The 16,508-nt window shown below is 66.5% G+C and carries 15 protein-coding genes; 7 read left to right on the top strand and 8 right to left on the bottom strand.

Annotation, left to right across the window (positions count from 1 at the left end):
* Positions 1-80: 80 nt before the first annotated feature.
* Together KXJ60_RS06175 and KXJ60_RS06170 are read left to right on the top strand one after the other, a co-directional pair.
* Complete coding sequence (locus KXJ60_RS06175) at positions 81-749, top strand: helix-turn-helix transcriptional regulator (RefSeq protein ID WP_291125253.1); 669 nt, start codon at positions 81-83, stop codon at positions 747-749.
* 66 nt (positions 750-815) lie between these two features.
* Positions 816-1,592 carry a type III pantothenate kinase gene (locus KXJ60_RS06170; protein ID WP_291125251.1) on the top strand — a complete coding sequence of 259 codons (777 nt, stop codon included), beginning with the start codon at positions 816-818 and terminating at the stop codon, positions 1,590-1,592.
* On the opposite strand, the gene KXJ60_RS06165 is transcribed toward KXJ60_RS06170, so the two are convergent.
* Positions 1,589-3,037 carry a wax ester/triacylglycerol synthase family O-acyltransferase gene (locus KXJ60_RS06165; RefSeq protein WP_291125432.1) on the bottom strand — a complete coding sequence of 483 codons (1,449 nt, stop codon included), beginning with the start codon at positions 3,035-3,037 and terminating at the stop codon, positions 1,589-1,591. The two genes, KXJ60_RS06170 and KXJ60_RS06165, sit on opposite strands and share 4 nt — an antisense overlap.
* 289 nt (positions 3,038-3,326) lie before the next feature.
* On the opposite strand from KXJ60_RS06165, the gene KXJ60_RS06160 reads away from it, so the two are divergent.
* A complete protein-coding gene (locus tag KXJ60_RS06160; protein ID WP_291125249.1) occupies positions 3,327-3,581 on the top strand; it encodes an acyl-CoA-binding protein in 255 nt (84 codons plus the stop codon).
* A gap of 32 nt (positions 3,582-3,613) precedes the next feature.
* Here the strand turns inward: KXJ60_RS06160 and KXJ60_RS06155 are convergent, their stop codons facing one another.
* The 3 genes from KXJ60_RS06155 to KXJ60_RS06145 are packed head-to-tail and all read right to left on the bottom strand — an operon-like array spanning position 3,614 to position 7,136.
* Complete coding sequence (locus KXJ60_RS06155) at positions 3,614-3,949, bottom strand: polyhydroxyalkanoic acid system family protein (RefSeq protein ID WP_291125246.1); 336 nt, start codon at positions 3,947-3,949, stop codon at positions 3,614-3,616.
* A gap of 23 nt (positions 3,950-3,972) precedes the next feature.
* On the bottom strand, positions 3,973-5,070 hold the full coding sequence (locus KXJ60_RS06150) for an aminopeptidase (RefSeq protein ID WP_291125243.1): 1,098 nt from the start codon (positions 5,068-5,070) through the stop codon (positions 3,973-3,975).
* On the bottom strand, positions 5,070-7,136 hold the full coding sequence (locus KXJ60_RS06145; RefSeq protein WP_291125240.1) for a molybdopterin oxidoreductase family protein: 2,067 nt from the start codon (positions 7,134-7,136) through the stop codon (positions 5,070-5,072). Before KXJ60_RS06145 ends, KXJ60_RS06150 begins: the two co-directional genes overlap by 1 nt.
* A 179-nt stretch (positions 7,137-7,315) precedes the next feature.
* On the opposite strand from KXJ60_RS06145, the gene KXJ60_RS06140 reads away from it, so the two are divergent.
* From KXJ60_RS06140 to KXJ60_RS06130, 3 genes are all read left to right on the top strand, one after another.
* A complete protein-coding gene (locus tag KXJ60_RS06140; RefSeq protein WP_291125237.1) occupies positions 7,316-8,467 on the top strand; it encodes an ABC transporter substrate-binding protein in 1,152 nt (383 codons plus the stop codon).
* 135 nt (positions 8,468-8,602) lie between these two features.
* On the top strand, positions 8,603-9,820 hold the full coding sequence (locus KXJ60_RS06135; protein WP_291125235.1) for a M20 aminoacylase family protein: 1,218 nt from the start codon (positions 8,603-8,605) through the stop codon (positions 9,818-9,820).
* Positions 9,817-10,917 (top strand): M14 family metallopeptidase, encoded by a 1,101-nt coding sequence (locus tag KXJ60_RS06130; RefSeq protein WP_291125233.1) that lies wholly within the window; start codon positions 9,817-9,819, stop codon positions 10,915-10,917. Before KXJ60_RS06135 ends, KXJ60_RS06130 begins: the two co-directional genes overlap by 4 nt.
* A gap of 7 nt (positions 10,918-10,924) precedes the next feature.
* Here the strand turns inward: KXJ60_RS06130 and KXJ60_RS06125 are convergent, their stop codons facing one another.
* The 4 genes from KXJ60_RS06125 to KXJ60_RS06110 form a co-directional block, all read right to left on the bottom strand.
* Positions 10,925-11,698, bottom strand: a complete 774-nt coding sequence (locus KXJ60_RS06125; protein WP_291125231.1) for a hypothetical protein — start codon at positions 11,696-11,698, stop codon at positions 10,925-10,927.
* A 20-nt stretch (positions 11,699-11,718) separates the two neighbouring features.
* Entirely contained in the window at positions 11,719-12,378 is a 660-nt protein-coding gene (locus KXJ60_RS06120; RefSeq protein ID WP_291125230.1) for a TetR/AcrR family transcriptional regulator, read from the bottom strand.
* Between the two features lie 8 nt (positions 12,379-12,386).
* Positions 12,387-13,628, bottom strand: a complete 1,242-nt coding sequence (locus KXJ60_RS06115; protein WP_291125228.1) for a patatin-like phospholipase family protein — start codon at positions 13,626-13,628, stop codon at positions 12,387-12,389.
* A gap of 119 nt (positions 13,629-13,747) precedes the next feature.
* Entirely contained in the window at positions 13,748-14,281 is a 534-nt protein-coding gene (locus tag KXJ60_RS06110) for a phasin family protein (protein ID WP_291125226.1), read from the bottom strand.
* Between the two features lie 212 nt (positions 14,282-14,493).
* On the opposite strand from KXJ60_RS06110, the gene KXJ60_RS06105 reads away from it, so the two are divergent.
* The gene (locus tag KXJ60_RS06105; protein ID WP_291125224.1) at positions 14,494-16,479 is read left to right on the top strand and encodes an SDR family oxidoreductase; all 1,986 of its coding nucleotides are present in this window, start codon (positions 14,494-14,496) and stop codon (positions 16,477-16,479) included.
* The last annotated feature ends 29 nt before the right edge of the window (positions 16,480-16,508 follow it).

The raw sequence follows: 16,508 nt of genomic DNA, 5'->3' as shown, positions 1-16,508 counted from the left end.
TTCGATCGCCAAACACCTCTAGCGTGGGCCCCCTGTCCTGATTCATCAGGCATTGTGTATGCAACACGGTGTTGCAAACCATGACCCTGCCTGTCAACTTTGACAGTGTCAGCCTGGACGGCATTCTGGCCGACTGGGTCTGTGCATTGCGCGATCAAGGGGTGGAAGCGGTGTTGGTGCTGGGGCCGAACCCGCTGGGTGGCCGAGACCAGCGGGAGGTGCTGGCCATCCATCCTCCCCGTTTGTTGAGTGCCGCCGAGGCCCTGGCCGAAAGCCGGGACTTTGGCTCCGGCTGGCGCGACAGCGACGCGCCCCTCGTCGCCTGGCAGGACATCTCCAAGTCTTCTTTTGAGCAGTCCAGTCGCTGGCGCCGTTTGTGGCTGGCGCACGGCTACCAGACGCTGGTGCGTGTGGCATTCAGCCTGCCGGCGGGCCGTGCGTTCGAGTGCTTCATGTTCAGCCCGAGGGCTTTTGCCGACCGATCCGAGGCTGCGGTGCTGGCCTGGTCTGCTTTCAATGTGTGGCCGATGCTGCGGCGAACCATTGCCGAGCAGCGGGTGGGTCTGAGTCCGCGCGAGCTTGAAAGCCTCAACCTCGCGTTTGAAGGTCTGACCGCGCGCGAGACCGCGTTGCGCATGGATTGCTCCGAGCGCACAGTCAACTACCACCTGGCCAATGCCATGGCCAAGCTGCAGACCGACAACAAGCTCGCAGCGGTTCAGCGGGCGTGCTGGATCGGCCTGATTTAAGGTGACTCATGCCGGCGTTGTTGCGTTGCGGCAATTTCGCGAAGGCCGCTTGGTCATAATCCGCGCATGACTTTTCTGGCCCTGGATGTCGGCAACACCCGCCTGAAGTGGGCCCTCTACGATGCTCCGCGCGTGGGCGCCAGCCTGCTGGCAAGCGGCGCGCAATTCCTCGAAAACATCGAGACCCTGGAAGAAGGCGACTGGGCCAGCCTGCCCTCGCCGCGTTGGGTGCTGGGATGCGTGGTGGCGGGGGATGCCGTCAAACGCCGCGTCGAAGAGCAGCTCGAATTGTGGGACGTGACGCCGCACTGGGTGGTGTCCAGCACGGCCGAGGCGGGCCTCACCAACGGATACGACCATCCCACCCGACTGGGTTCCGACCGCTGGGTGGCCATGATCGGTGCCCGGCAGCGGCTGCTGGCTCAGGGACCGAAACGACCCTGCGTGGTGGTCATGGTGGGCACGGCGGTGACCGTGGAGGCCATCGATACCGAGGGTCGATTCCTCGGGGGCATCATCCTGCCTGGGCACGGCATCATGCTGCGCGCGCTCGAATCGGGCACGGCAGGTCTGCATGTGCCGACCGGCGAGGTCTGTGATTTTCCCACCAACACCAGCGATGCGCTCACCAGCGGCGGTACCTTCGCCATTGCGGGGGCCGTGCAGCGCATGGCCGAGAACCTGCGCCGCCATTGCGGCGAAGAGCCGGCCTGCTTCATGACAGGTGGTGCGGGCTGGAAGATGGCGCCCAGCATGTCCATGCCCGTCGAACTGGTGGAAAGCCTCATCTTCGATGGCTTGCTCGAAATCGCCAACCGCCGGCTGGCGCTGGTCGACACCTAGCCTTTGGCCTCGCCCCAGGGCAGCATGAGCGTCACGGTGAGCAGGCGGGCAAACTCCGGCTCGAACTCATCGATGATCTGTTGAGGATCCGGGCACAGCGCGGTGTCGGCGATCACGCCAAACTGCACGCCGCCGCCATAGCTCAAGATCGACACACCCAGTCCGACGGTGCCCGTTTGCGGCACCCAGAACATGGTCTGCTCCAGCGTGGCGCCACAGACCTTCAGTTTGGTTGCAGGCCCTGGCACATTGGTCATCACGGCCGTGGTCTTGCGGCCAAACAGGCTGAGCATCGCGTCCTGCGCGGGCTTGATCAGCAAACCCGCGACCGACAGCAGGCCAAAGGTGAGCAGCGGTTGCAAACTGCCCTTGAGGCTGTTCATGCGCGAGCGCACGGTGAACACGCGCTCGATGGGGTTGTCGACCCCGATGGGCAGCACCAGCGGCACCAGGCCGAAGCGGTTGCCCAGCTTCCAGGCGTCTTCCATCGGGCGCAGGTTGATGGGCACCATGGCCCGGATTTCCTGGCCTCGGGTCTCATCGCCCAGTCGCTGCAGGTAGGCGCCCAGGGCACCGGCCACACAGCCGAGCAGCACGTCGTTCACCGAGCAGTTCAACGCCTTGCCGATCGCCTTGACCTCATCGAGCGGGATGGGCTGACACCAGGCCACGCGCTTGGTGCTGCCGGGCTGGCCTTTCAGTCGCGTGGGGGAGTCGTCGGGCATGAGGGCGAGGGCGGCCAGATCGCTGGCGAGTTGCCCGCCCATGCGCGCCATGTCGGCGGCCTGGCCCAGTGTGTGGCTCAGGCTTTGCTGCGGGGCGGCCAGCATCGAGAGCGACTTCGCTGCGCCACCCCCCGCCGCTTCAAGGGCCTTGGCCGTGATGTCGCCGAAGGGGCGGATGAGGGTGTCGGCGAGCCAGTCTTCGGCGCCATCGAGACCCGCCTTGGCGGCCTTGCGGCTTTTGCGCTGTGGTGGCGCGTTGCCACCGTCGACCAGACTCATCATCACGCTGATGAGCGCGATGCCATCTGCGATGCAATGGTGGATGCGCGCAATCAGGGCGGAGCCGCCGTCGTACTGTTCGATGAGCTCAAATCGCCAGAGCGGGTGTTCATGGTCCAGCGACTGCATGGCGAGTTCGCCCACACGCGCTTGCAGGGCGGCCTGTTCTGTCTGTCCGCGCTGCCGTGTGAGCCGGTGCGTAACGAGATGGCGTTCCATGCGGAAGTCTGGGTCGTCAGCCCAATGCGCACCCGCGGCATCTTCGCGGGCGATCTGCGTGAAGCGGCGATAGAGCAGCAGGCGTTCGCGCACGCGCTCGCTTAAGGCGTCCAGGGAAATGCCGGGCCGCAGAATCCAGACGCCCACGATCATCATGAGGTTGGAGGGCGAGTCCATGCGCAGCCAAGCGGTGTCGACCTTGCTCATGCGCTCGCCATCCATGCCCAGGCTCCTGGTCAGTGCCTTCTGCACCGACTGACCCGCCTTGCGCACGAGCTGCCCGGTGGGCTTGTCCGGGCGTGAGCGCACTGCTGCTGAAGTGCCGACACGGGCGGCGACGCGTTGAACCATGGATGCTCCTCGGGCGCGTGAACCGGGACAAAGGGTGCCCGGTGCCGCTGGTCTTGGGTGGTGGGCCTATTGTGCAGAGAGGTCCAACCGTAAGATAGCGGGACACCCCTAAGCCCGGTCGCGTCGAGCCGGGCGTTTTATTTCCCCATCAGGAGCATTCATGGCCGACCTCAAGTCCCAGTTCGAAGCCGCAGTGGCGCAATCCAAGAACCTCAGCGAACGCCCCGACAACGCCACCTTGCTCAAGATCTACGGCTTGTACAAGCAGGCCACCAGCGGCGACAACGCCGAGAAGAAGCCGGGCTTTGGTGACATGGTGGGGCGCGCCAAGTGGGACGCCTGGAATGGCCTCAAGGGCACCAGCAACGACGACGCGATGCAGCAGTACATCGACCTGATTGCGTCCCTGAGCTGAAGCCCGGCACGCGAACGCCTGGAAAGCCGGCGTCAGCCGGCTTTCTTCTTTTTGGCAGCGGCTTTGGCGGCGGGCTTCTTGGCCGCCAGCAGGGCATCGAGGTTTTTGACGATCTCGCTTTCGATGCGGTCCTTGAAGGCACCGAGCAGGAAGCCCAGGCGCGCATCCAGCTCGAAGCGCTCGCCCGTGACCTTGAGCGTGCCGCTCACCCCCGACCGGGTGAACTGCACCTCGTCGCAGGCTTCGCCTTCTTCGTAGGTGCAGCTCATGTCGAAGTCGCTTTCGGCCTGCTCTGCCCAGCGCCAGGCCAGTTTGCGTGCGGCGGCCATGCCCAGGGTGTGGTCGCGTTCGATGTGAATGTCTGCCATGGCTTGCCTCGTTTTTGAAGTGTTCAGGGACGCGCGCCAGTGTGTCGAGCCGCCAACGACGGCGTAGGTGCCAGGCGCATCAGATCGATGCGCCGTTCTTCCTTGGGCCGCGCCGCCAGCGCGCGCACCGCATCATAGAACCGCGTGAAGTCGCGCCCTTCTCGCTCGAAGAGCGCCTCGAAGGCCGGCACCAGCCCGTCGTAAGCGGCTTGCGCGGCAAAGCTGGCGTTGTTGGCCTGCGCCACAAAAGGGTCGTAGCCGGCGAAGCCGCCCCAGTCGCGCTTGAGGGTTTCGTAGGACTGGCGGAAATCCGCCATGGCCGCCGTCTTGCGGCGGGTCTTTTCGGTGTCGTCGAGCGACGCGTCTTTGTAGATCGCGTCCAGTGTCTGCCGCACCGCCAACGTGAGGGCGCGAAAACGCCGGCGGCGCTCATCAAAGGCGGCGTATTCGCCGCGGGCCGATGCGCTGGCTTGCGTGGCCAGCCAGCGCGCGCCGCCCAGGCGTTCGACCGTGGTGGCGAAGGATTCGGTGAATTCGGTGTCGCCCGACGCATACACCACCTGGTGCGCGAGTTCGTGAAAGAGCAGCCGCGCCAGTTCGCCCTCCGGGTAGGCGATGAAGGTGTTGAGCAGTGGATCGCCGCCGGCCCAGTTCATCCAGCCCAGCGTGGAGTAGGCCGGCACGGGGTACACGGCCACCTCCAGTCCTGCGGGCAGCCCGCTGGCGAAACGGCGTGCGTCGGCTTCGTCGAAATAGCCCCGGTAGCCCACGCACCCCGCCACCGGGAAGCACCAGGTCTGCAGGGTGAGGGAGAGTGCAGGGGCTGCCACCACGTTGTAGATGGCAGCCCTGCGCTGCAGGTCCGCGTATCGGTGGTAGCTGGCGTTGTCGGGCAGGGCCAGCTCGCTCACGGCGAAGGCGCGAATGCGCTGGGCGAGCGCCAGCCGGTCCTTGAGGCTTTGTGGCGTTTGCGCGTCGGTCAGCCACGCGTCCACCGGGCGGGCGGCCTGCATCAGCCGCAGGTGGCCGGTGACCGATTGCCAGTAGTAGCCCACGCCGCTGGTGCCGGCACAGCCCGCGCTCAACAGGGCCAGGGCCATCGGCACGAGCCACCGCCGCATCAGGCGCCTTCGGGCAGCGCGGCCACGTCGACCAGGCAGTCGTAGAACACCGGGCCGCCGCCCATGTCGGTCAGGCGCTGGCTGGTGACCTGGTTGACGTTGGTGCCAGCAGGCCCCAGCTTGCGCCACCAGATGCCCAGGCCATTGACCACGCCCGGGCGCGCGCGACGCGACACGCTGGCTTTGCAGCGGTATTCGCCGCGCTGGTTGAACACGCGCACCATCTGGCCGCTGACGATGCCCCGCGGGGCGGCGTCGTCGGCGTGGATCTCCAGCAGCGGTTCGCCTTCGATGTCGCGCAGGCTGGTCACGTTGACGAAACTGGAGTTGAGGAAGTTGCGCGCGGGCGGCGAGATCATGGCCAGCGGAAACTCGGCCGAGCTGCCGGCGGTTTCGAAGTTGGGCAAGTGGTCGGGCAGACCGTCCTGACCTTGCGCGGCCAGCCGTGCGCTGAAAAACTCGCAGCGGCCTGATGCAGTGGGAAAGCCCCCATGGGCAAAGGGCGCATCGGGCACGTCCAGGGTGGCAAAGCCCTGGTCGAGCAACTGCTGGAAGTCCACAGCATCGCCGAAAGCGGTGCGGCACAGGGTGAGGTCGTCGTCGGCAAAGCAGGGGTCGTCAAAGCCCATGCGCCGGGCCAGCGTGCGGAAAATGTCGGTGTTGGTGCGGGCCTGGCCCACGGGTGCGATGGCCGGGCGGTTCAGCAGCACGTCGGTGTGGCCGTAGCTGGTGTGGATGTCCCAGTGTTCGAGCTGGGTGGTGGCGGGCAGGATGTAGTCGGCCAGGTCGGCGGTGTCGGTCTGGAAGTGCTCCAGCACCACGGTGAAGAGGTCTTCGCGCTCAAACCCTTGCACCACCTTGCCCGACTCGGGCGCGACCGCCACGGGGTTGCTGTTGTAGACGATCACCGCCGCCACCTTGGGCCCGAATGCAGGGGATGCGTCGCGCAACAGGTCGTCGCCGATGGTGCTCATGTTGAGGGTGCGCGCGCGTCGCGCGGCGAGCAGGTCGGGCCGTTGCAGGGCCGCCCGGTTCACCGGGAAATGGCCCGAGGCGGAGAGCAGCAAACCGCCGGCGGCTTCGCGCCAGGCGCCCACCAGCGCGGGCAGGCAGGCGATGGCGCGCACCGCATTGCCGCCACCGCGCACGCGCTGCATGCCGTAGTTGAGCCGGATCGCGGCGGGGCGGGTGGTGCCGTAGGCTTGTGCCAGATCCGCGATCTGCTGCACCGGAACGCCGCAAACCTCGGCCGCGCGCTCGGGCGGCCATTGCAGCGCCCGCTCGCGCAGTGCCTCCCAGCCCAGTGTGTGTTGGGCGATGTAGTCGTGGTCGAGCCAGTCATGGGTGATGAGCTGGTGCATGAGCGCGAGCGCCAGGGCGGCGTCGGTGCCCGGGCGCAGGGCGATGTGTTCGTGGCACTTGTCGGCGGTTTCGGTGCGGCGTGGGTCGATGCACACCAGCTGTGCGCCATCGCGCTTGGCCTGTTGCGCCAGCCGCCAGAAGTGCAGGTTGCTGCCGATCGAGTTGCTGCCCCAGATCAGGATCAGCTTCGCGCGCGCGAAGTGCTCCACCTTCATGCCGACTTTGCCGCCCAGGGTCTGCACCAGGGCTTCGCCACCGGCCGACGCGCAGATGGTGCGGTCGAGCAGGGAGGCGCCCAGGCGGTGGAAGAAGCGCCCCGCCATGGCCTCGCCCTGCACCTGCCCCATGGTGCCGGCGTAGCTGTAGGGCAGGATGGCTTGCGGGTCTTGGGCGGCAATGGCCTGGAGGCGGGTGGCGATGTCGTCGAGCGCCTCGTCCCAGCCCACGGGTTCGAAGCGGCCGCTGCCTTTGGGGCCGCTGCGCTTGAGCGGCGTGAGCAGCCGCTCGGGGTGGTAGGTGCGTTCGGCGTAGCGCGAGACCTTGGTGCACAGGGCGCCGTCGGTGTGTCGGTGATCGGGGTTGCCGGCCACGCGGATGGCCACGCCGTTGTCCACCGTGGTGACCAGGGCACAGGTGTCGGGGCAGTCGTGTGGGCAGGCGCCGCGCACGTGCTGCGTGGCCGGGGTGTTGGCGGTGTTCGTCATGGCTTGGAGGAGTGCAGGGTGCCCATGATAGGCGTGCGCCCATGCCGCAGGTGGGGATGTGGACTCGCTCACGGTTGCACCGTTCATCGCCGACGAAGTGCGCGCCTGCGACCTTACCCGTATGAAGAAAATCGCATACCCTGCACTCATCGGATCAATACGGTGAGGGGTACGGCACGATGCGACGCAGAGACATCCTGGGATATGCCGGCCGCATGGCGGCCTTGCAGGCATGGGGCGGTACCGCGCTGGTCGCGCATGCCCAGTCGGTGGGCGTGAACGACACCCGCATCCTGCTGGGGCAGTCCGCGCCGTTCAGTGGCGCGGCCGAGCAGCTGGGCCTGCAGTTCCACCTGGGCGCGCAGCTGTACTTCGAGGCGCTGAACCAGAAAGGCGGCGTCAACGGGCGGCGCATCGAGCTGGTGCGCATGGACGATGGCTATGAGCCCGAGCGCTGCGCTGCCAACACCCGCCAGCTCATTGCCGATGGCGTGTTCGCCCTGTTTGGCTACATCGGCACGCCCACCAGCGTGGTGGCGCTGCCGCTGGCCAGCGAAGCCAAGGTGCCGTTCTTTGCGCCCTTCACGGGCGCCGAGGTCTTGCGCGATCCGTTCAACCGCTACGCCATTCACGTGCGCGCGTCGTACTACGACGAAACGGCCGCGATCGTGCGCCAGATCACTGGCACCGGCATCAAGAAGGTGGCGGTGTTCTACCAGAACGATGCGTATGGCAAGGCCGGGCTGGAGGGGGTGACGCGGGCGCTCAAAGCGCTGAACATGGAGCCTTCGTCCACCGGCACGGTGGAGCGCAACACGGTCGATGTGGCCAAGGCGCTCGCCGACGTCATGGCGCAGCGGCCCGAGGCCATCGTGCAGATCGGCGCGTACAAGGCGTGCGCCGCGTTCATTCGCGAGGCACGCAAGCGCGGCTATGCCGGCAATTTCTACAACGTGTCGTTTGTGGGCACGCAGGCCCTGCTCGACGAGTTGGGCACCGACGCCAAAGGCGTGGTGGTCAGCCAGGTGATGCCCTTTCCCTACACACCGGTCACGGGCATTTCGGGTGAGTACCTCAACGCCGTACGGGCCAAGCAGGGGCGCGCGGCCAACTATTCCGGTATGGAAGGCTTTGTGGCGGCCAAGGTGTTCAGCGAGGCGGTCCAGCGGGCCGGGCGCAACCTCACGCGCGAAGGTTTCATCAATGCCATTCAAGGCATGCGCAACCTGGACCTGGGCGGTTTCCCGGTGGACTTTAGCCCGAACAAGCACACCGGCTCCAGGTTCGTCGAGCTCACTTTGCTGACCGAAGACGGCCGCATCCGGCGCTGAAACGCCGATAGGGGGAGGGGGTATCCCCTTGAGCCGGGTTGGTTGTCCCGCAAGGCGCCGGCTCATACCGTTGCCTTGGGTACCATGCCTCTTTTGAACCCATGCCCTGCGCCGGGCATCGCGAGGCCCCATCCCATGAAACTGATCGACTCCATCCTCACGCAGGCGGCCGGCATCGCCAGCGTCCGACGCGACATTCACGCCCACCCCGAGCTTTGCTTCCAGGAGGTTCGCACCGCCGACGTGGTGGCGCAAAAACTCGCCGAATGGGGCATTCCCGTGCACCGCGGCCTGGGCACCACCGGCGTGGTGGGCATCGTGCACGGCAGAGACGGTGGGAAGTGCGGACGGGCCATCGGCTTGCGCGCCGACATGGACGCGCTGCCCATGCAGGAGCACAACACCTTCGCCCACGCCAGCCAGCACGCCGGCAAGATGCACGCCTGCGGCCACGACGGCCACGTCGCCATGCTGCTCGCAGCGGGCCAGCACTTCGCGAAGCACCGCAACTTTGACGGCACGGTCTACCTGATCTTCCAGCCGGCCGAAGAGGGCGGTGGTGGCGCGCGCGAAATGATCAAGGATGGCCTGTTCGAGCAGTTTCCGGTGGAGGCGGTGTTTGGCATGCACAACTGGCCCGGCATGGCAGTGGGCACGTTTGCCGCGAGCGCCGGCCCGGTGATGGCGTCGAGCAACGAGTTCCGCATCGTGATCCGCGGCAAGGGCGCGCACGCTGCGCTCCCCCACAACGGCATCGACCCGGTGCCGGTGGCCTGCCAGATGGTGATGGCGTTCCAGACCATCATCTCGCGCAACAAGAAGCCGGTGGACGCCGGCGTGATCTCGGTGACGATGATCCACACCGGCGAGGCCACCAACGTGGTGCCCGACAGCTGCGAGATCCAGGGCACCGTGCGCACCTTTACCTACGAAGTGCTCGACTTGATCGAGCGGCGCATGCGCGAAGTGGCCGAGCACACGTCGGCCGCCTTTGGTGCGACCTGCGAATTTCACTTCCACCGCAACTACCCGCCAACGATCAACCACGCCGCAGAGACCGCATTTGCGCGCGAGGTGATGGCCGAGATCGTGGGTGCCGAGCACGTGGTGGAGCAGGAGCCCACCATGGGCGCGGAAGACTTCGCCTACATGCTGCAGGCCCGCCCGGGGTGCTACGCGTTCATCGCCAACGGCGACGGCGCCCACCGCGAAATGGGCCATGGCGGCGGACCCTGCATGCTGCACAACCCGAGCTACGACTTCAACGACGACCTGATCCCGCTGGGGGCAACTTTCTGGGTGCGGTTGGCCGAGAAATGGCTGGGCCAGGCGCGCGCCGGAGCCGCGGTTTGATCGCGCCGCAGGACGCGTTCTCTTCGTCTTACGCCAGCGCCCGGGTGCGCTTTCTGGAGGGCGCCGCCGCGGCGGGCATGGCCATCACCAGCCACAACCACCCGCTGCCCGGGCGCGACGGCGAGACGCTGGCCATGGACGTGGCGCTGGACGGCTCGCCCGATGCCGAGCGCTTGCTCATCGTCAGCAGCGCCTGCCACGGCGCCGAAGGCTATTGCGGTTCGGGCGTGCAGGTGTTCGCCACGCACGACGAGCAGTGGCGCGCGCATGCCCGCTCGGCGGGCGTGGCCGTGCTCTACATCCACGCGCTCAACCCGCACGGCTTTTCCTGGGTGCGCCGCGTGACGCAGGAAAACGTCGACCTCAACCGCAACTTCCAGGACTTCAGCCAGCCCCTGCCGCAGAACCCGGCCTACGCCGAGTTGCACGACCTGTTGCTGCCGCCGCAATGGCCGCCCACAGCGGACAACGCTGCCGCCATCGGTGCCTACATCCAGACGCATGGCCTGGCGCGCTACCAGGCGGCGGTGTCGCAAGGCCAGCATGCGTTTGCCGACGGTCTCTTCTTCGGCGGTACGGCGCCCACCTGGAGCAACCAGACGCTGCGCAAGGTGCTGCGCCGGCACGGGGCCAGCGCCCGTCGCCTGGCCTGGATCGATCTGCACACGGGGCTGGGCGAATGTGGTCTGGGCGAGCGCATCTTTGCGTGCGCCAACGACGCCGCCGCCCTGCAGCGCGCCCGCGGTTGGTGGGACGGAGGTGGAAAAACCCCGGTCACCTCCATCTACGACGGCTCCTCCACCTCGGCCCGGCTGACCGGCCTGATGTGGTGTGCCGCGTACGAAGAGTGCCCGCAGGCCGAGTACACCGGCATTGCCATGGAATACGGCACCGTGCCCATTACCGAACTCATCGATGCGCTGCGCGGCGACCACTGGTTGCACCTGCATCCCGAAGCACCGCCCGAGCTGCAGGCGGCGATCAAGGCGCGCATGCTGGCCGCGTTTTACGTGGACACGGACGAGTGGAAGGCGCAGATCGTGGTGCAGGCGCGCCAGGCGATGTTCCAGGCCGTGGACGGCTTGGCCGCTGCCTGAGAAGCGCTCAGCTCTCCAGTGCCACCCGCGCCGATGCGGCGTACAGCCGCTCCAGCGCGTCCAGCGGCTCGATCGACGCCGCGCGGTCCAGCAGGCTGTTGGCTTCGGGCAGCGCGTCCGGGCCTTTGAGCATGACCAGACCGGTGGCGTATTCGGTGAGCGTGACGACCGAATCCGGGTTCAGTGCCATCGCCTTTTCGTACAGTGCCAGCCCTGCGGCCGCGTTGGCGCCGTAAGTCATGCCGCCGACCATGCTGCCCACCTTGTCGATCACCTCGGCGTGGAACGTCGCCAGCGCGAGGTGGGCATCGGCGTGTGACGGGCAGCGTGCGATGGTGGTTTCCAGCGCATGCCTGATGCGCGTGCCCAGGCCTTGGGTGAGCGCCTTGGCCACGCTGATGCCCTGGCTGTAACGGCCCAGCGCGTATGCCTGCCAGTACCAGGGGCCGGGCAGTTCGGGCAGGTGGCGCTGCGCGGCCTCGGCGCGGGCGGCGGCTTGCAGAAGCAGGTCCTGGCGGAGCTGTTCGCGCGCTTCGAGGTGGTTGGCGTAAATGCAGGTGGCCTTGCTGGCCACGTTCAGGCCGGCATCGCCCAGGGCCAGGCCGGCTTCTGCGGCACGCTGGAATTCACCGTTGTGAAACAGCACCCAGGCCTGCACCACCAACGGATCGTCCGGCCAGGGCTCGGCGTCGCCACGGTGCAGGTGGTTCCAGTGGGCTTTGAGCCGCTCGGCACCGAATGCGGGATGGCCAGCGCGGGGAAAGGGTTTCCAGTCGGCCATGGTGGGTTCTCGCGATGGGGTCAGGTGGGCTGGCTGTAGGCGCCGGTCAGCGTCATCAGGTGTTGTCGCTGGGTGGCTTCCAGGTAGGGCGCCAGCAGGTTGAGCACATGGTGGGCGCCGCGCAGCAAGGCCTGCTGTGCGTTGTCGGGTTCCAGTGCGTGGCGTGGGTCACGCACGTACTCGAAGCTGAGCCAATAGGTGAGCACCACCACCATGCTGGTGGCGGTCGGCTCGGTCTCGCGCGCATCGAGGCTCACCGCGCCGTGCCGGCTCATGCCGTCGAGCAGGTGGCGGATGGCGCGTGACTTGTTCTTGAGCACGGTCTGGAAACGCGTTTCCAGCAAACGGTTCTTCGACAGCAGGTCGTTGAGGTCGCGATAGAGGAAGCGGTATTCCCAGATGATTTCGAACAACGAGTGCAGGAAGAACCAGGCGTCTTCCACGTTGCGCACGCCTTCGCTGGCACTCAGCAGCTCGCCCAGCGAACGCTCATATCGCTCGAAGAGCGAGTTGATCAGCTCGTCCTTGGCCGGGTAGTGGTAGTACAGGTTGCCCGGGCTGATGCCCAGTTCGGCCGAAATCAGCGTGGTGGAGACGTTGGGTTCACCGAAGCGGTTGAACAGCTCCAGCGTCACTTCCAGAATGCGCTCGGCGGTGCGACGCGGGGCTTTCTTGACCATGGCGCCGCTCAGTGGGCAGCGGCCGCGACGGCAGACGGTTCCAGTTGCCGCTGCAGTTCGTCGAGCGTGGTGTGCAGCCGCGCGGCAAGCGGGGTTCGAGCTGGCGCGCGCGCGTCCAGCAGGTGCCTGCCCGGGTCGCGCAGCGCCGCCAGATCGAGCGTCACGCCGTGGCGCGCCAGCTTCTGCGACAAGTCGCCTCGCCGGTCCAGCAGCATGCGGCGCGTCTGCTGGTAGGCGTGCTCGGCGATTTCGCGCCGTTGCCGGTAGCTGAAGGTGTTGGCAAAGAACAGCGTGGCGTCGCGGTGGTCGGGCTCGATGAGGACGATGTCGGTGCCCGGGTAGGCGCGCTCGTAGTGCTTGAACCCGAGCTCCAGGCGGGAATGGATCATGGAGCGGAAGGTCTGGCTCATCACGGCCGGCAGGCCGCCTTCGACCAGCGACGGGATGCGTCGCCCGTCGTGCAGGCTGGGGTCGGTGTGAAACGGCACCAGCGGGTTCAGGCACAGCAGCAGGTCGGTGCCTTCATCCAGCGCCACCGTGGCGTGCAGCGTTTTCTTGAGCGCGCCATCGACGTAGTGCTGACCGCCAATTTCCACAGGCGGAAACAGGCCAGGCAGTGCGGCGCTGGCCTGGATCGCGCGCGAGATCGGCACGTGGTCCCAGCCCGCGCGCCCGAAGGGCGCGGCATCGCCGGTATCGAGTTGCGTGGCCACCAGCGTCAGGCGCGCGCGCAGTTCGCGGAAGTCGTTGCTGCGCCCAGGCTGGCTGAACAGGCGCTCGATCTGCCGGTGGATGTTTTCGTTGTCGAGCACGCCGGTCGGCAGGGCCGCCCCCAGACGCTCGAACGCGTGCGTGAAGGGCTTGCGTTGCGCGCCCCAAGCCCAGAGCGCGCCACCGAGCAGGCGCGGCAGGCGCTGCAGCCGGTCACCCAGTTCGCCCCAGGCGGGCTTGAGCAACCAGGACGGGTCGAAACGGTCGACACCGGGACGGTCGTCGATGAAGGCTGCGCACAACTCGCGCGGGCGCATGCCGTTGGCCAGGCCTGCCGCGATGAACCCGCCGGCGGACACACCCACGTAGTGTTCGCAGTCGTTGAGGTCCAGGCCTTCGAGCGCATCGTCCAGGGCGCACAGCGCCCCCAGTTCGTAGATGGCACCCAACGGCCCCCCGCCGGCCAGGGCCAGCGCGATGCGTGGACGGCGGACCTTCTGCCTGGCTGTGCGTGATGGGGCTTTGCGGGGCGTCGTCATGCGTTTGAGTGTAGAGCGCGATGCCGAATCGACATGCTGCGTTGCAGCATCTGAAGCGGTCGCAAAAAAGGGGCGTCAAGCGCCCCTGTTCCGCTGGCCATGATCGGCCTGCTGCGAGGTCACGCGGCCTTGGTGCTGCGCGCGGTCTTGCGTGGTGCGGCCTTTTTGGCGGGCGCCGCTTTCTTGGCCGGAGCAGCCTTGCGGGCCGCTGTTTTGGCGGGCGCCTTGCTGCCCAGGCTTTGCACGTGGCGGTTCAAGGCGTCAATGCGTTCGATCAGCGCCTCCACATCGCGAGCCGACGGCACGCCCAGTTTGTTCAGCGCCTTGGCCACGCGGTCTTCGAAGATGTTCTCGAGTTTGTCCCACTGGCCTGCCGCCTTGGATGAGATGTCGGTGGCCATGCTGCTCACGCGGCTGGTGGCTTCGGAAATGCGCTCTTCGGCCACGGCCTGCGTCTTGCGCTGGATGGACATGCCTTCTTTCACCAGCGACTCGAACGCCTTGCCACCTTCTTCCTGTGCCTTGGAGAACGCGCCCAAGCCTGCCAGCCAGATCTGCTGCGCGGAGTCCTTGATGGCGCCCGACAGTGGCGAATTGAACGCTGCAGCGGTGGGCTTGGCGGCGCTGCCGGCTTTCTGGATTTTCTTGACCATGGGAAGACTCCTGTAGTGGATGGTGGAAAGCATGCGGTGACGGGGCCACCGCAACGATTGGCCACTGTACGGCGCGTGCAATGCGGCTGTGTAGGGGCGCAAGACTAAACCCCACGCGGGTTTTTGCGGAAGGCGAGGGCGGCCTTCCTGATCAAGAATGGCGGGCCATCCGGCGCTGCCCTGCTTTCTACCCACCGCTTCAGGAGACTCCCATGCATTACTTCGTCACCGGTGCCACCGGCTTCATTGGCAAACGCCTGGTGGCCAGGCTGCTGCAGCGCAAGGGGGCCGTGGTGCACTTCCTGATTCGTCAGGAGAGCGAAGGCAAGGTGGCCGGGCTGCGCGAGTACTGGGGCGTGGGCGCTGCGCGCGCCGTGCCGGTGTTTGGCGACCTCACGAGCAAGAAGCTGGGTGTCTCAGCGGATGACGTCAAGGCGCTCAAGGGGCAAATCGATCACTTCTACCACCTCGCCGCCGTGTACGACCTGGAGGCCGATGCCGAGAGCCAGATCGCGGTGAATGTGGACGGCACGCGCAACACCGTCGAATTTGCCAAAGCCATTGGCGCGGGGCACTTTCACCACGTGTCTTCGATTGCGGCGGCTGGCTTGTACGAAGGCGTGTTCCGCGAAGACATGTTCGACGAGGCCGAGGGCCTGGACCACCCTTACTTCATGACCAAGCACGAGAGCGAGAAGATCGTGCGCCAGGAATGCAAGGTGCCATGGAGCGTGTACCGGCCCGCAGCCGTCGTGGGTGACTCGCGCACCGGTGAAATGGACAAGATCGACGGCCCTTATTACTTCTTCAAGCTGATCCAGCGCCTGCGCCAGATCCTGCCGCCCTGGATGCCCAGCGTGGGCCTGGAGGGCGGGCGCATCAACATCGTGCCGGTGGACTTCGTGGTGGATTCCCTGGACCACATCAGCCACCAGAAGCGCAGCAGCGGCGCCTGCTTCCACTTGGTGGACCCGATGGGCTACCGCGTGGGCGACGTGCTCGACATTCTCAGCAAGGCCGCGCACGCGCCCAAGATGAACCTGTTCGTCAATGCGGCGCTGATGGGCTTCATTCCCAAGAGCGTCAAGAAGGGCTTGATGGCGCTGGCGCCTGTGCGCCGCGTCTACAAGGCGGTCATGCAAGACCTCGGTTTGCCCGAGGACATGATGACCTTCGTCAACTACCCCACGCGTTTTGACTGCCGCGACACGCTCGCCGCACTCAAAGGCAGTGGCATTGCGTGTCCCAACTTCAGGGACTACGCGTGGCGCCTGTGGGACTACTGGGAGCGCCACCTCGACCCCGACCTGCACATCGACCGCAGCCTCAAGGGCACGGTGGCAGGCAAGGTGGTGTTGGTGACCGGCGGCAGCTCCGGCATTGGCCTTGCGGCCGCGCACAAGTTCGCCGAGGCTGGCGCCGTCACGATCATCTGCGGGCGCGACCAGGACAAGCTGGATGAAGCCTGCAAGGAGGCGAAGGACAAGGGCTATCAGTTCATCGCCTACCCCGCCGACATTGCCGACATGGCCGATGCCGACCGCTTCGTGCAGTTGCTCGTCCAGAACCATGGCGGGGTCGACTTCCTCATCAACAACGCGGGCCGCTCGATCCGCCGCGCCATTGAAGGCAGCTACGACCGCTTCCACGATTTCGAGCGCACCATGCAGCTCAACTACTTCGGCTGCCTGCGCGTCACCATGGGCTTGCTGCCCGGCATGGTGGCCAAGCGCAAGGGCCATGTGGTCAACATCAGCTCGATTGGCGTGCTCACCAATGCCCCACGCTTCAGCGCCTATGTGGCAAGCAAGGCGGCGCTCGATGCCTGGACGCGCTGCGCCTCCAGCGAGTTTGCCGACCAGGGCATCACCTTCACCACCATCAACATGCCGCTGGTGCGCACGCCCATGATCGCGCCCACGCAGATTTACAAGAACGTGCCCACGCTGGCACCCGAAGAAGCCGCCGACATGATCGCGCAGGCCTGCATCTTCAAGCCCGTGCGCATCGCCACCCGCCTGGGCGTGACCGGGCAGGTGATGCACGCGCTGGTGCCGCGCGTGGCGCAGATCGTGATGAACACGAGCTTTCGCATGTTCCCCGACTCGTCGGCGGCCAAGGGTGAGAAGGGCGCGAAGTCGCAGCTGTCTCCCGAAGCCGTGGCCATGCAGCAGATGATGCGCGGAATACATTTCTAACCCCCGCCGTGCTGCGCGCGACCCCCCTT

The organism is Hydrogenophaga sp. (assembly GCF_019264445.1).
In the GTDB taxonomy this organism is placed as follows: domain Bacteria; phylum Pseudomonadota; class Gammaproteobacteria; order Burkholderiales; family Burkholderiaceae_C; genus Hydrogenophaga.
This window is presented reverse-complemented; position numbering and strand designations above follow the sequence as displayed.

Excerpts from the sequence above, each read along its gene's own strand:
- KXJ60_RS06175 (WP_291125253.1), top strand. The coding sequence starts at position 81 with ATGACCCTGCCTGTCAACTTTGACAGTGTCAGCCTGGACGGCATTCTG.
- KXJ60_RS06170 (WP_291125251.1), top strand. The coding sequence starts at position 816 with ATGACTTTTCTGGCCCTGGATGTCGGCAACACCCGCCTGAAGTGGGCC.
- KXJ60_RS06165 (WP_291125432.1), bottom strand. The coding sequence starts at position 3,037 with ATGGATGGCGAGCGCATGAGCAAGGTCGACACCGCTTGGCTGCGCATG.
- KXJ60_RS06160 (WP_291125249.1), top strand. The coding sequence starts at position 3,327 with ATGGCCGACCTCAAGTCCCAGTTCGAAGCCGCAGTGGCGCAATCCAAG.
- KXJ60_RS06155 (WP_291125246.1), bottom strand. The coding sequence starts at position 3,949 with ATGGCAGACATTCACATCGAACGCGACCACACCCTGGGCATGGCCGCC.
- KXJ60_RS06150 (WP_291125243.1), bottom strand. The coding sequence starts at position 5,070 with ATGCGGCGGTGGCTCGTGCCGATGGCCCTGGCCCTGTTGAGCGCGGGC.
- KXJ60_RS06145 (WP_291125240.1), bottom strand. The coding sequence starts at position 7,136 with ATGACGAACACCGCCAACACCCCGGCCACGCAGCACGTGCGCGGCGCC.
- KXJ60_RS06140 (WP_291125237.1), top strand. The coding sequence starts at position 7,316 with ATGCGACGCAGAGACATCCTGGGATATGCCGGCCGCATGGCGGCCTTG.
- KXJ60_RS06135 (WP_291125235.1), top strand. The coding sequence starts at position 8,603 with ATGAAACTGATCGACTCCATCCTCACGCAGGCGGCCGGCATCGCCAGC.
- KXJ60_RS06125 (WP_291125231.1), bottom strand. The coding sequence starts at position 11,698 with ATGGCCGACTGGAAACCCTTTCCCCGCGCTGGCCATCCCGCATTCGGT.
- KXJ60_RS06120 (WP_291125230.1), bottom strand. The coding sequence starts at position 12,378 with ATGGTCAAGAAAGCCCCGCGTCGCACCGCCGAGCGCATTCTGGAAGTG.
- KXJ60_RS06115 (WP_291125228.1), bottom strand. The coding sequence starts at position 13,628 with ATGACGACGCCCCGCAAAGCCCCATCACGCACAGCCAGGCAGAAGGTC.
- KXJ60_RS06110 (WP_291125226.1), bottom strand. The coding sequence starts at position 14,281 with ATGGTCAAGAAAATCCAGAAAGCCGGCAGCGCCGCCAAGCCCACCGCT.
- KXJ60_RS06105 (WP_291125224.1), top strand. The coding sequence starts at position 14,494 with ATGCATTACTTCGTCACCGGTGCCACCGGCTTCATTGGCAAACGCCTG.